Below are 11,859 nucleotides of genomic sequence, written 5' to 3'. Positions count from 1 at the left end.
CCTTTTCCTTCTACGGTTTGCCGCCCCGGTCCGCCTCGTCGGCCGGTCTCACAGCTTGCCGAAGACGACTCCGCGCCAGGTCCACCCCATGCCCAGGACGGTCTCCTGCAGGGGGTTCTTCAGGTCGGCGCTGTCGAAGCTGAACGTCTCGGTCGAGCCGGGGTCGTCCCCGCCGCCGCCGATCACCCGGCGCGTCGAGACCGTCCGCACCTGGCCGCGCTGGACCTCGGACGAGACGGACAGGCTGGCGACGCCGTTCACCCAGGTGACCTCGTACTGCTGGTCGAGGGAGCGGACCTCGTGCTTCTCCGGGACCAGGCGCATGCGGACCTGCCACACCCGGCTCACCTGCTCGCGGCTGAAGAACATCTGCCAGGCCGGTTCCAGGATGCGCCACTCGGCCACCAGGTCGGCCTCTTCCTCACGGCCGTCCCGGACGGCGTACGGGACGTCGGGGCGGTTGAGGCCGAGCAGGGCCGCGTGGACCTCGGCGGCGGACCGCGGGGCGACACCGTCGGCGGGGTGCTTGGTTCCGGTCAGTTTGTCGAAGAGTCCCATGAGATCAACCTATGAGGAGTCGGATGGACAGTGCGAGGTCCGCCGCTTCCGCGGCCCGCACTACGAAGCCGCGCCGTCGTCCGGACGGACCGTCCGCACGAATTCCTGGAAGTCGTCCAGGACGGAAGGGTGTTGGGACGCGGTGGCGGTCAGGACCAGGCGGATCACCACCCGCTTGCGGGGATCGGCGACGTCCAGCAGGGAGAGGTACACCTGCGACTGGACGAGGTCGCGGTGCACGCCGCCGACGATTCCCGAGACGGCCAGCGTCTGCGTGAAACCGGGCGCATCCGCGGAGCCGACTTCGCGGTGGCCGGTGACCACGACCGACATGGAGGCCCGGCGCAGGCGTTCCACGGAGGCGTCGGCGATCTCGGACAGCGTCGCCCCGTCAGGGCGGTACTCGCCGTCGATCGTGATGTTCGCGGTGAATCCGTCGTCGGGCAGCGGGTGCAGCGCGACGAACGCCGCACCCGGTGCGCCGACGTCGTCCGGCGGTGCGGCGCGCCAGCCTTCCGGAAGCTCGAACTCGATCGGCACGGGCAGGGTCGTGGGCATCTCGGGCCTTCCTTACTGCGGCAGTGGGGCGGTGAAGAGGTGCATCAGAACAGGCTGCCGATCGCGTCGCCGACCGCGCCGGCCGCATCGCCCAGGGCGTCGGCCGCATCGCCCACGGTGTCGGTGACCTTCCCCGGGTCGACGGTGAACTCGAAACCTACCTGGCCGCCGAGCCCGAGGGCGACGCCCGCGTGCGCGCCGATGTGCCACTTGCCGTCATTGCCCTTGCCGAGGGACGCCTCGGCCTCGGCTCCGACACCGGCCCATCCCTCGGCCGTCGCGCCCACGCCGATGCCCCCGATGTCCGCGCCTCCCGCGACACCGGCCTTCGCGCCGGCGAACGCCTCCGCGCCCGCCTGCACCCCGTCGCGGCCGACCCCGGCACTGACGCCGACCTCGGCGCCCGCCTTGGCCTCCGCCCGTCCGTACACTCCGGCGGGGCCGACGTCGGCGCGGCCGCCGGCCGAGGCCTCGGCGCCCGCGAAGGCGCCGGCCTCGCCCCTGATGCCCTCGTTGGTGACGCCGCCGGCAGCGGATGCCTTGGCGCCCACGTAGGCTTCGGCGTCCCCGGCGAGTTGCATCGGGCCGTTGGTGAGCTTGCCCTCCGCGCTCGCGCGGCCCAGGTCGGCGTGCGCCTCGGCCTCGCCCAGCTTGCCGGTCTTGGCGTCGGGCCCACTGGCCGACGACCCGACACCGGGCCCGGACGCCTCGGCCTCGCCTTCGGCGACCCACCCGTCGTCCTTCGTGCCGTCGTCCTTCTTTTTCTTCGCCTCCGCCGCGCGGGTGGAGTCGGCGTCGGCGAGGGAGGTGACGACCTTGGGGTTGAAGTCGCTTCGGCTTCCGCCGAGATCGCGGCGCAGCGCCCAGCAGGCGGTCTCGTCGGCGTCGGCGGCGCGCTGCAGGACGCGTTCGATACGGCGGACGAACGCCTCGCAGGCTTCCTGCTGTTCGCGGATGGCGGTCTGGCCGTCGGGGTCGTGGCGGGCGGCGGTGTTCCGGGAGAGGTCGTCGCGCGGGGTGACGGTGCCGTCGGCGCCGACGTGGAGGCCCTGTTCCTTGGCCTCGACGTCGGCGAGGTGGTGGAGGTCGTCCTTGGCCTTCTTCAGCTCGGCGTGCAGTGAGGCGAGGACGCCGGCGATGCCGTTCGCCTCCTTGTGGGCGCTCTCGAACTGCTGCTGGGCGGCGCGTACGTCGCTGTCGGCCTTGGTCGCAGTCAGGAACGGCTGGACCCAGCCGGCCTGCCGGAAGGGGCGGGAGACCTGGCTGCCGTATGTGGTGTGCAGCCCCTTGAACTTGTCGGCTGTGTCCTCCCAGCGGGCAGCGGCCGCTTTGAGGTTGCCGAGATTGAGGTGGTACAGGTGCTCGTACGTCGGCATGAGCTGGGCGATTCCCCCGTGGAGTCGTGATTCTTGTCGGGCCGGCGCGGCGGCGGACGGAAAGGCCCGGTTCAGCCGAAGGGCGAGGGCTCGGCCGACAGCGAGAGCATGTTCTGCGTGTTCGCGGTTTCGGTGTTCTGGTACAGCAGCCCCGAACCGCCGCACTGGTCGGCGAGTCTGTCGCAGTCGGACGCGAGCGCGGAGACCTGGGCCGACCAGACCTCCGCCAGGTCGGCGAGCGTCCCGCCCAGCTTGCCGTCCCAGTTGCCGGCGCCGAAGTCCCGGGATGCCGAGCGCGTCTCGTCCACCGGATGGGCGCCGGCGGTTCGCGTCTGCCCCGCGAGGTCGCGTGCGCCGCTTCCCGCACGGTTGAGCGCTGCCGGATCCTCGATTTCCGTCCCGGTCGACATGCCGTGTCCCCCATGTCTTTCATGTCTTCTTGTGTCCGCGCAGGGTGGAAGGTGGTGATATTTGACGCGTACACGCTGTGGGGGGTGAGTATAGCCACGGTCACTCAACGGAGTTGAGCGGGTGTTTCCGGGGACGCGCGTACCCTCGCGTCGGCCTGACGGCCCGAAGGGCTGCAACGCCGCACCGAAGGCGCCGCAGGTTCGCGTACGGGGCGGGGGTGCGAGCCGGGGGCGGGCCGGTTCGCACCCCCGCCGGGCACCCTGCCGCCGCGGCCGCCACCGAAGAACCGGGGTGGCAACCGGGGCGGCAAAACGTAGAAATCCTGTCCGTTTCGCCCTTTTCTCTTTACGGTTTGCCGCCGTGGTCCGCGCGCTCCGCCCGGCGCCGCGGGGCTGCGGGGTGTTCGGGCTCAGGTGAGGTCGTCGAACTCGCCGGCCTTGGCGCCCGCGACCCAGGCCGCCATCTCAGAGCGGGTGAAGAACGCCGTCCCGGCCTCGGGGCGCTTGCTGTTGCGCACGGCTATCCGCCCGTCCGGCAACGCGGCGACCTCGACGCAGTCGCCCCCGCCGTTCCCGCCGCCGGTGGAGAAGCTGCTCTTGCGCCAGTGGGGCCCTGCGGGGGCGTCCGCCCGGGGTATGTCTGCCTTCTCGGTCTCTTGCCGCTCACTCATATCTCTTCATCGCCCTGTTCATCGCCTTGACGGATTCGGCGCGGGAGAGCGCCAGTTCGGTGAGGATTCCGAACCGCAGTGTGCAGGTTCGCACGTGTTCGCGGTCCTCCAGATAGAAGGTACCGGCCGGGCCTTCGGCGTAGCAGATGTCGGGGATGGGGTCGGGCAGGGTCAGGAGGGAGAAGGGGCCGACCAGTCCCGGGCTGCCTCCCGCTTCGACGGGGAGGATCTGGATGGTGATGTTCGGACTGGCCGTCAGTTCCAGCAGCTTCAGCAGCTGTCCTTGCATGACCGACGACCCTCCGACCGGGCGCTCCAGGACGCCTTGGTCCAGGATGAAGTGCATGCGGGGAGGAGGCTGTTTGCGCAGCACGTGCTGCCGGATCATGCGGGCGGCCACCCGCCGTTCCAGCTCCTCGGGCGAATCCTGGCCGGGGTTGACGGCCGTCATCACGGCACGCGCGTAGTCCGACGTCTGCAGCAGGCCGTGTACGAGCTGGTTCTGGAAGTCGCGCAGTTGCACCAGGCCGTCCTCCATGCTGAGCAGAGGCTTGGTCACGTCGGGGAGATCGGCCCCGAAGCGGACCCACCATCCTCTGTCCTTGGACTCGGCGGCCATGCGCACCAGTTCCTCGCGGCGCGCGGTGTCGGAGACCCCGTACACGTCGAGGAGCTGCTCCACCTCCCGGGGCTTGAGGCGGTGCACGCGGTTCTCGATCCGGGAGAGCTTCGCGTGCGACCAGCGGCCGCCGCTCTTCCGCAGGCGGTCGACCGCCTCGTCCTGGGTGAGGTCGGCCTTCTCGCGCATCTCCTTCATGGTGGCGGCAAGTTGCCAACGCCGTACCACGGAGGACCCGTTGCCGACATCCTGCATCGCCATCAACCTCTCCTGCGGTGTCAGTCCTTACGGTGAAAAATGGAAGTCCATTTTTCTGAGTGCATCTTCCGTGCAAGCATATCCGCACGCAGGGCAACGGATCCGTTTCCCAGAGTGAGGAGTTCATCATGTCGGTCGACGGACACAGCGGCGGTGCGGGGGAGTTGGGGGAGCGGCGGGAGCAGGTGGGTGCGCCGTTGTGCGGGGAGGCGGAGTTCGCCGGCCTGGTCGGCGAACTCGTGCTGGACACGGCGCCGCGCCTGTTCGCGGTGGTGCAGGAGTACGGGGAGCGGGTGGACGCCCGGGTCGCCGCGTGGGGGCTGGAGTTCGAGGACCACGCGGAGATCGTGGAGGTGGACGGCGGGACGCGGATGCGGGCCTCGTCCCCGGTGCCCGCGGTGCGGGCGTTCTCCCGGCCGCCGCACGTCTCCGTGCGCCTGGTGCGGCTGGAGCCGTCGGGGGCGGCCGTCCCCGGCTGAGGCGGTGCCCCCGGTCGTTTCCGGGCGGGCGGGGCGCCCGGTTGCGCCGTGAGGGGGAACGGCGGTTGCGCCGCGCGGGGTGCCTGTTTGGCGGGGCGGGGAGTGGTGAGGCGGATCTGCGGTACGTGCACGACACCCCCACGCCTCCGGAGGAACAGTGGAAGAGCCCAAGGCGGTCAGGAACCTCGTCGACAAGGTCACCGGCGGGGAGGGCCGGGAAGACGGCCCGGCGGAGGGGGTCCCCGGACGCCCGGGGGCCCGGGCTGCGCAGGTGGAGGAGCCCGTCGAGCCGCACGGTCCGCTGCCGCCCAAGCCCGACCAGCGTTCGCCCGGGCTGCGGTCCGCGACGGGACGCACCCCGCAGGACGGCCCGCGCCCGCGTGCCCAGGGCGGCGACCGCCTCACCACCGCCCAGGGGGCGCGGCTGCCGGACACCGACCACTCGCTCAAGGCCGGGCCCCGCGGCCCGGTCCTGCTCCAGGACCACCACCTGCGCGAGAAGATCACCCACTTCGACCACGAGCGGATCCCCGAGCGGGTGGTGCACGCCCGGGGCGCCGCGGCGCACGGCGTCTTCCGCGGCTACGGCACCGCCGCGAGCGTCACCAAGGCCGCCTTCCTGCGCAAGGACGTCGAGGCCCCGGTGTTCGTGCGCTTCTCCACCGTCCTGGGGTCGCGCGGCTCGGCCGACACCGTGCGCGACACCCGCGGGTTCGCCACGAAGTTCTACACCTCCGAGGGCACCTTCGACCTCGTCGGCAACAACATCCCGGTCTTCTTCATCCAGGACGCGATCAAGTTCCCCGACATCATCCACGCGGGCAAGCCGCACCCGGACCGGGAGATCCCGCAGGCGCAGAGCGCCCACGACACCTTCTGGGACTTCGTCTCCCTGCACACCGAGGCCACGTTCCACACGATGTGGAACATGAGCGACCGGGGCGTCCCGCGCTCCTACCGCATGATGGAGGGTTTCGGCGTCCACACCTTCCGCCTGGTCGACGACGCCGGCAGGACCACGCTGGTGAAGTTCCACTGGAAGCCGAAGCTCGGCGTGCACTCCCTCACCTGGGAGGAGGCGCAGCTGATCAACGGCATCGACCCCGACTTCCACCGCCGCGACCTCGCCGACGCCATCGAGAGCGGCGCCCACCCCCAGTGGGAACTGGGCATCCAGACCTTCCCCGACACCCCCGAGCAGACCTTCGAGGGCATCGACCTGCTGGACCCGACGAAGATCGTGCCCGAGGAACTCGCCCCCGTGCAGCCGATCGGCCTGCTCACCCTCGACGCCAACCCCACCAACTACTTCGCCGAGACCGAACAGGTCGCCTTCCACCCGGGCCACTTGGTGCCCGGCATCGACATCACCGACGACCCGCTGCTCGCCGGGCGGCTCTTCTCCTACCTCGACACCCAGATCAGCCGGCTCGGCGGCCCCAACTTCGCCCAGATCCCGGTCAACCGGCCGCACGCCCCGGTCAACGACATGCTGCGCGACGGCATGCACCAGACCGCCGTGCACACCGGCACCGCCCCCTACCGGCCCAACTCCCTCGACGGCGGATGCCCGTTCACCGCCGGGGCGGACGCCGGCGGGTACGTCGAGGTGCCCCGGGAGATCCCCGCCTCGGCCAAGGTCCGCGAGGCGCCCGCGTCGTTCGCCGACCACACCGGCCAGCCCAGGATGTTCTGGCTGAGCCTGACCCCGGTCGAGCGCGAACACCTGATCGCCGCCTACACCTTCGAACTCGGCAAGTGCTACGAGCAGGCCGTCAAGGAGCGCACCCTGCGGGTGCTGGCCGACATCGACCCCGAACTGTGCGAGAAGGTCGCCCAAGGGCTGGGCCTGCCCGCCCCGCAGCCGTCCGGCCCCCTGCCGGAGGCCGTGCCGAGCCCCGCCCTGTCCCAGGTGGGGAAGGAGTGGCCGGTGCAGGGCCGGATCATCGGCATCGTCGCCGACGGGGGCAGCGACCTGGACGCGGTGCGCTCGGCGCGGCAGGCGGTTCTCGACGCCGGCATGGTGCCGCTGGTCGTGGCCCCGGCCGGCGGGGTGCTCGGGGCCGACAGCGGCGACCCGGTCACCGTCCAGCGGACCTTCACCACCGCCCGGTCGGTCGAGTTCGACGCGATCCTGCTGGCCGGCACCCCCGGATCGGGCGCGGACGCCCACGGCTCGCGCGACGCCAAGGCCGGCAACGGCACGGCAGGTCCCGGCACCGTCGACCCGCGCGTGCTGCTGATGCTCGCCGAGGCGTACCGGCACGCCAAGCCGGTCGGCGGCTGGGCGGACGCCGAGCGGGCACTCGTCGCGGCGGCCTGCCCGCCCGCGGCGCCCGGCGTGGTCGTCGGCGCCTCGGCGGACGCCGTGCTGGAGGAGGTCACCGGCCTCCTGGCCCGCCACCGCGTCTGGGAACGCTTCCCCGCCTCCGCGGGCGCGGGCCCCGCGTAATCCTGCCGGGGGCGGGCCCCGCGTGGCCCTGCCGGGGGCGGGTCGCTGCCCCGCCCCCGGCGTCCGGCCTCCGCGGGGAGCCTGCGGGGTCTCCTCGCGCTTCCCCGCGGCGGCCCGGCCGGACGGGAAGGCGTCAGGGGACCAGGCCCTCGGTCCAGGCCCGCTTCAGGATCTCGTCCACCGTCTCGTCCACCGTCCAGGAGGAGGTGTCGAGCCACAGCCCGATGCGGGGCGTGTTGCAGCGGAGTTCCTCGTCCAGGTCGGCCGGCGTCCAGTAGGGGCCGTACCCCGTCTTCCCGCGGCGCTCCTCGCGCTCCGCGACGGCGGCCGGGTCCGGCGCCAGCACGACGACCGCCAACGGACGGCTCCGGATCGCCCGGGTGATGTCGGTCAGGTGCTCCCCGAGGAGGACGTCCTGCACGACGACGGTGAACCCCGCCCCGCAGTAGGCGTCCGCCACCGTGGCGGTCAGCCGGTGGCGCAGCCGGAGCTGGGCGACGGCCTCGGGCGGGGCGTCCGGCGTCATGTGCACCTGCCCCCGGACGACCATGCGGCGGAAGAGGTCACCGCGCACGTGCACGGACCGGGTCATGCGCTCGGCGAGCGCCTGCGCGACGGTGGACTTCCCGGAGGCGGAGATGCCGGTGACGACGAGGATCCCGCGGGTGTCCTCGCCCTGACCGGGTGTGACGTCTGCTTCCATGATGCGGAACGGCCCCTTTCGCTTCACTCTGCTCGGCGCGCCCGCGCCCGCGCCCGTGCACGCAGGGCGGACGACGCGGTGTCGGACTCGCACGCGTGCGAGGACCACGATGCCCGTGCGGGCGCCCTTCGGGGCGGGACCCCGGGCGGCGCGGCGCGGTTCCCGGCGCGCGCAGGCCGTGCCGGGCCCTCGGGAAGACGCAATCCGTGACCGCTCCGCCGTCAGCGCGCCGGGCGCAGCCGGTCCAGCTCCGAGCCGATCGCCTCGCGCAGCGGGTCGTGCCGCGGGCCGAGCGCGAACCGCGCGTCGCCCCATCTGCTGCGCGGATGGAGCCACACGGGTCTGCCGACCAGGTGGGGCGGCTCCCACTCGAACCGGGGCCACACATGGGCGTGGAGGAACGCGTCGGTGTTGCCCAGGATCTCCAGGTTGACCCGGCGGAACGCCGTGTCCGAACGGCGGCAGGCGCGTTCGACCGCCTCTCCGAGCCGGTCCATGTCCGACAAGAACGCCAGTCGTTTGTCCCTGGGCAGGTCCGACAGCCTCTCCACCGCCGGGTCGTCCACCAGGAGCACCGAGTAACCCGGCAGGAACTGCACATCGCCGATCACCGCGAACCCCGCGTCCAAGCGCCGCAGGACGGTGGGGTTCTCGCCCCGCAGAGCACTGCCGATCCGGTCCGTCCGCCAGTCGTCGACCACGGCCGGAACCTACCCGCTCGCGGGCTCCCGGGGCAGCCGTTCGCCGGCTTCAGTCCTTCCGGAGCCAGACGTCGGCGAGGGAGTCCCGGACGTCCTCGGTGCGGGTGACCCTGAAGACGGACACCGCCAGGTTCTCCTTGCTGTAGACGGAGTGCAGGCCGCGGGCGAGGAGGTCGAGGTACTCGGTGCCGACGAAGGGATCGTCCTCACCGGTGCCGAGGTACTCGACGCCCGAGGTGCGGGGGTCGACGCCGACGGCCCGCAGGAGCTGCGCGGGGTCGCCGGTGACGTACTGGTCGTGCCAGCCGTCGGCGGAGAGGCGGGGCTGTCCGGGGACGTGGGCGAGGTACTTGCCGTAGCTCTCGAACGAGTACATCTCGCAGACGGCGGTGATGCGGGCCTCGGGGTGGGCCTCGACCTGGGCGTCGAACGCGTCGTCGAGGTTGGTGGAGAGGATTCCGTCCTCGCCGAAGGCCGGGTCGCAGATCTGGACGACGTCACCCCAGCAGCCGACGGTGACGTGGTCGAGGTCGCCGATGTCCTGGGGGTGTCCCGTGTGCCGGCGGAGCACGGGTCCGAGTTCTTCGGCGACCGTGGCGACGGTGGGGAGTCCGGCGACGACGGCGCGGGCGCGCACCGGGTCGTGGGCCGGCGCGCGGCGGACGGTGTGCTGGTCGTAGGGGGCGCCGTAGGGCGGGTGGACGCGGATGATCCGGAGGGTGGACTGCCGCCAGGCGATACGCGGTTCCGTGCTCACGGGGGGAGTTTAAGGGTTATCCGGTAACTGTTGGTCACGAATGAGGTGATCCCGTGGTGACTGATGCAGTCACGTCGTCGGAGCCGTCCTGGAAATCCCCGTTCACCGGGCTGAACCCGCGGCAGTTCGGCAAGCCGGTCACTGCGATGCGGCGCGAGGGCGTGAACCCGGTACGCAAGGGCCGGCCGTGGAGTCTGGCACCGGAGGACCGGATCCTGCCGGGGTGCGTTTCGAAAGTGCTGGTCGCAGCCACTCGTTGATGGCGGCCAACGACTTTGGGAGCGATTGGCCCGGGGAAGGCCGGCCGCCTGGCTCGGTGGACGGGCGCGCATGAGATCTTCCTCTGCATGAGTACACCACCAGACGGATTGCCCATCTACCGAGTCTTGACCGGCCCGGACGATGCCTCGTTCTGCCATCGTGTGAGCGAAGCGATGGCTCTTGGCTACGAACTGCACGAAGGCCCTGCTGTCGCTTTCAACGGTGAGAGGGTCATCGTCGCCCAAGCGGTGGTATGGCCGGCACAGTCGTAGGACTTGCGGTCGCGGCCTGCCCGTGACACGAGAAGGACCGCACGGGTTGGGCGAGTCGTGACGCTTGCCCGGGCCCGTGCGGCCTGTTCCCGTCCTGCCCTGTCCGGGGTCTCCCGTGCACACTTCGGCGAGTTGCTCGAAGAGCTTGCTCCGCGTCGGGAGGCTGCCCGTGAGCCGGCGCTGCGCCGGCGGCATGGCCAGGGCCGACGTCGGGCGGCAGGTGCCGGACCGAAGCGGCGGCTGGTCTTCGCGGACCGGCTGCTGGTTGCGTTGGTGCACTTGCGGCTCGGTTTGCCGCATGCGGCGCTCGCCGATTTGTACGTGGCGGACCGTTCCACCATCTCGAACGCGGTCCGCGAGGTCCGGTCGCCGTTGGCGGTCCGCGGCTTCGCCGTCCCGGTCGCTGGAGTCCGTTGCTCATAAAGGAGTGGCACGAGATCCCGGCCGCGGTGGGTGACGCCGCCGCCCGCCGCGGTGCGGCCCGGTCCCGGAACGTGAAGGGAGGCTGTCGTGGGCCGATCCGGAGGGCAGGGCAGTGGGTGCGGGCGCGCGACCGTGTCCCGGGCCGGTCAACGACCGGCGGTGCCCGAAAGGCCTGCCTCCTGCGCGTCGATCAGCTCGTCCCAGTGCTCCCGGGTCCACTCGCAGGCCGCGTCCAGCGCCCCCAGCAGGCCCCGGCCGAGCGGGGTCAGGGAGTACTCGACGCGGCGCTCCGTTCCCCCGTGCTCCTCCCGTGCGACGAAACCGGCCTGCTCCAGGCCGCGCAGGGACCGGGTCAGCGACTTGGCCGTGACGCCGCCCAGCGGGACCTTGAGCTCCGAGAACCGGCGCGGGCCGTCCTGCAGGCACCGGAGGACCATCGGTGCCCACTTGTCGCCCACGCGGAACGGCGCCAGCGGCGACGGGCAGACGGGGTCGAACATCTCCGGGTCCAGCGGCGCCCGTTCTGCTTCCGGCTCGGTCATGGTCCACACCGTAGGGCGGTATCCGATCGGAAACCAGCCACTTGCCTAGGCTCCCGCCCATGGAATCGAAGAACCGCAGGATCATCGTGTTCGGATCGAGTGGACGAGTCGGCCGGGAGGCCGTGGCGGAGGCCCGGCGGCGGGGCCACGACGTCACCGCTGCCCGGCGGGCCGACGGGGACGTGACGGACCCGGCGGCCGTGGCGCGGCTCGCGGCCGGGCACGACGCGGCGATCGTCGCCGTGTACGAACCCGGGGCACGCCCCGGGGAGTTCTTCCCCGCCGCCGCCCGGGCTCTCGCAGAGGGGCTCACGGCGGCCGGGGTGGAGCGGCTGGTGTCGGTCGGGCTGGCGTCCGTACTGCCCACCGCGTCCGGGGACCTGCTGATGGACACTCCCGGGTACCCGCAGGAGTGGCGGGAGTTCTACGTCGGCCACGCAGCCGGCACCGAGGCGCTGCGGGCGGCGGCGCCGCAGGCGCTGGACTGGGTGGTGTTGAGCCCGGCGGGGGACTTCGACCGCGAGGGCGAGCCCTCGGGGGGCTACGCGGTCGCCCCGGCGGCCGCCGACAGCCTGATCACGCCCGGGGACTTCGCCCGCGCGCTGCTGGACGAGGCCGAGACGCCGACCCTGCACCGGACGCACGCGGGGGTGTCCGCCGCATGACCCGCCCGGTCCACGACAACCCGACGCCGTGGGCGGCCGACCGCATACGCCGCTCCGAGGAGACCGGTGGCCGCCCGCGTCCGCGGGTGAACGACCTGCTCCCGACCACCCCGGCGGGGCAGGCGGGCTGAGTGTCCGGCCCGCCGGCCCAAGG

At 72.1% G+C, this 11,859-nt stretch carries 16 protein-coding genes and 1 pseudogene; 7 read left to right on the top strand and 10 right to left on the bottom strand.

All coding sequences use genetic code 11. From position 1 onward, the window contains the following. Positions 1–48: 48 nt before the first annotated feature. The 6 genes from GQS52_RS01495 to GQS52_RS01470 form a co-directional block, all read right to left on the bottom strand. A complete protein-coding gene (locus tag GQS52_RS01495; RefSeq protein ID WP_182311299.1) occupies positions 49–558 on the bottom strand; it encodes a hypothetical protein in 510 nt (169 codons plus the stop codon). Positions 559–618: 60 nt separating this feature from the next. Then, a complete protein-coding gene (locus GQS52_RS01490) occupies positions 619–1,116 on the bottom strand; it encodes a hypothetical protein (protein ID WP_182311298.1) in 498 nt (165 codons plus the stop codon). A 44-nt stretch (positions 1,117–1,160) separates the two neighbouring features. Beyond that, a complete protein-coding gene (locus GQS52_RS01485; RefSeq protein WP_182311297.1) occupies positions 1,161–2,492 on the bottom strand; it encodes a hypothetical protein in 1,332 nt (443 codons plus the stop codon). 71 nt (positions 2,493–2,563) lie between these two features. Next, positions 2,564–2,902, bottom strand: coding sequence for a hypothetical protein (locus tag GQS52_RS01480; protein WP_182311296.1), 339 nt, complete (start codon positions 2,900–2,902; stop codon positions 2,564–2,566). Positions 2,903–3,312: 410 nt separating this feature from the next. Beyond that, on the bottom strand, positions 3,313–3,573 hold the full coding sequence (locus GQS52_RS01475; protein ID WP_182311295.1) for a DUF397 domain-containing protein: 261 nt from the start codon (positions 3,571–3,573) through the stop codon (positions 3,313–3,315). Then, positions 3,566–4,453 (bottom strand): helix-turn-helix transcriptional regulator, encoded by an 888-nt coding sequence (locus GQS52_RS01470; protein ID WP_220472726.1) that lies wholly within the window; start codon positions 4,451–4,453, stop codon positions 3,566–3,568. The genes GQS52_RS01475 and GQS52_RS01470 overlap by 8 nt, the downstream gene beginning before the upstream one ends. 125 nt (positions 4,454–4,578) lie before the next feature. Here GQS52_RS01470 and GQS52_RS01465 point away from each other — a divergent pair, with 125 nt between their 5' ends. After that, complete coding sequence (locus GQS52_RS01465) at positions 4,579–4,929, top strand: hypothetical protein (protein WP_220472725.1); 351 nt, start codon at positions 4,579–4,581, stop codon at positions 4,927–4,929. A 271-nt stretch (positions 4,930–5,200) separates the two neighbouring features. Next, positions 5,201–7,381 carry a catalase gene (locus GQS52_RS01460; RefSeq protein WP_259371015.1) on the top strand — a complete coding sequence of 727 codons (2,181 nt, stop codon included), beginning with the start codon at positions 5,201–5,203 and terminating at the stop codon, positions 7,379–7,381. A 133-nt stretch (positions 7,382–7,514) separates the two neighbouring features. On the opposite strand, the gene GQS52_RS01455 is transcribed toward GQS52_RS01460, so the two are convergent. The 3 genes from GQS52_RS01455 to GQS52_RS01445 form a co-directional block, all read right to left on the bottom strand. Further along, the gene (locus tag GQS52_RS01455) at positions 7,515–8,084 is read right to left on the bottom strand and encodes an AAA family ATPase (RefSeq protein WP_182311293.1); all 570 of its coding nucleotides are present in this window, start codon (positions 8,082–8,084) and stop codon (positions 7,515–7,517) included. Positions 8,085–8,305: 221 nt separating this feature from the next. Then, the gene (locus GQS52_RS01450; RefSeq protein WP_182311292.1) at positions 8,306–8,785 is read right to left on the bottom strand and encodes a diadenosine tetraphosphate hydrolase; all 480 of its coding nucleotides are present in this window, start codon (positions 8,783–8,785) and stop codon (positions 8,306–8,308) included. Positions 8,786–8,834: 49 nt separating this feature from the next. Further along, a complete protein-coding gene (locus GQS52_RS01445) occupies positions 8,835–9,542 on the bottom strand; it encodes a DUF6333 family protein (protein WP_182311291.1) in 708 nt (235 codons plus the stop codon). 56 nt (positions 9,543–9,598) lie between these two features. Here GQS52_RS01445 and GQS52_RS01440 point away from each other — a divergent pair. The 3 genes and pseudogenes from GQS52_RS01440 to GQS52_RS01430 form a co-directional block, all read left to right on the top strand. Then, a pseudogene (locus GQS52_RS01440) lies at positions 9,599–9,760 on the top strand (IS5/IS1182 family transposase); the annotation flags it as partial. Between the two features lie 129 nt (positions 9,761–9,889). After that, positions 9,890–10,075, top strand: a complete 186-nt coding sequence (locus GQS52_RS01435) for a DUF1737 domain-containing protein (RefSeq protein ID WP_182311290.1) — start codon at positions 9,890–9,892, stop codon at positions 10,073–10,075. A gap of 57 nt (positions 10,076–10,132) precedes the next feature. Continuing rightward, positions 10,133–10,498, top strand: coding sequence for a transposase family protein (locus tag GQS52_RS01430; protein WP_259370499.1), 366 nt, complete (start codon positions 10,133–10,135; stop codon positions 10,496–10,498). Positions 10,499–10,644: 146 nt separating this feature from the next. On the opposite strand, the gene GQS52_RS01425 is transcribed toward GQS52_RS01430, so the two are convergent. Then, positions 10,645–11,040 (bottom strand): helix-turn-helix domain-containing protein, encoded by a 396-nt coding sequence (locus tag GQS52_RS01425; RefSeq protein WP_182311288.1) that lies wholly within the window; start codon positions 11,038–11,040, stop codon positions 10,645–10,647. A gap of 59 nt (positions 11,041–11,099) precedes the next feature. Here GQS52_RS01425 and GQS52_RS01420 point away from each other — a divergent pair, with 59 nt between their 5' ends. Both GQS52_RS01420 and GQS52_RS27215 read left to right on the top strand, forming a co-directional pair. Continuing rightward, positions 11,100–11,705 carry an NAD(P)H-binding protein gene (locus tag GQS52_RS01420; RefSeq protein ID WP_182311287.1) on the top strand — a complete coding sequence of 202 codons (606 nt, stop codon included), beginning with the start codon at positions 11,100–11,102 and terminating at the stop codon, positions 11,703–11,705. Then, positions 11,702–11,836: a hypothetical protein gene (locus tag GQS52_RS27215; RefSeq protein ID WP_259370498.1), complete on the top strand. Its 135-nt coding sequence runs from the start codon at positions 11,702–11,704 to the stop codon at positions 11,834–11,836. Before GQS52_RS01420 ends, GQS52_RS27215 begins: the two co-directional genes overlap by 4 nt. Positions 11,837–11,859: the final 23 nt, after the last annotated feature.

Source organism: Streptomyces sp. SCUT-3 (assembly GCF_014083985.1).
In the GTDB taxonomy this organism is placed as follows: domain Bacteria; phylum Actinomycetota; class Actinomycetes; order Streptomycetales; family Streptomycetaceae; genus Streptomyces_H; species Streptomyces_H thermolineatus.
This window is presented reverse-complemented; position numbering and strand designations above follow the sequence as displayed.

Coding starts and splice junctions, on each gene's coding strand:
- GQS52_RS01470 (WP_220472726.1), bottom strand. CDS start 4,453: ATGGCGATGCAGGATGTCGGCAACGGGTCCTCCGTGGTACGGCGTTGG.
- GQS52_RS01490 (WP_182311298.1), bottom strand. CDS start 1,116: ATGCCCACGACCCTGCCCGTGCCGATCGAGTTCGAGCTTCCGGAAGGC.
- GQS52_RS01435 (WP_182311290.1), top strand. CDS start 9,890: ATGAGTACACCACCAGACGGATTGCCCATCTACCGAGTCTTGACCGGC.
- GQS52_RS01425 (WP_182311288.1), bottom strand. CDS start 11,040: ATGACCGAGCCGGAAGCAGAACGGGCGCCGCTGGACCCGGAGATGTTC.
- GQS52_RS01480 (WP_182311296.1), bottom strand. CDS start 2,902: ATGTCGACCGGGACGGAAATCGAGGATCCGGCAGCGCTCAACCGTGCG.
- GQS52_RS01495 (WP_182311299.1), bottom strand. CDS start 558: ATGGGACTCTTCGACAAACTGACCGGAACCAAGCACCCCGCCGACGGT.
- GQS52_RS01420 (WP_182311287.1), top strand. CDS start 11,100: ATGGAATCGAAGAACCGCAGGATCATCGTGTTCGGATCGAGTGGACGA.
- GQS52_RS01455 (WP_182311293.1), bottom strand. CDS start 8,084: ATGGAAGCAGACGTCACACCCGGTCAGGGCGAGGACACCCGCGGGATC.
- GQS52_RS27215 (WP_259370498.1), top strand. CDS start 11,702: ATGACCCGCCCGGTCCACGACAACCCGACGCCGTGGGCGGCCGACCGC.
- GQS52_RS01485 (WP_182311297.1), bottom strand. CDS start 2,492: ATGCCGACGTACGAGCACCTGTACCACCTCAATCTCGGCAACCTCAAA.
- GQS52_RS01475 (WP_182311295.1), bottom strand. CDS start 3,573: ATGAGTGAGCGGCAAGAGACCGAGAAGGCAGACATACCCCGGGCGGAC.
- GQS52_RS01465 (WP_220472725.1), top strand. CDS start 4,579: ATGTCGGTCGACGGACACAGCGGCGGTGCGGGGGAGTTGGGGGAGCGG.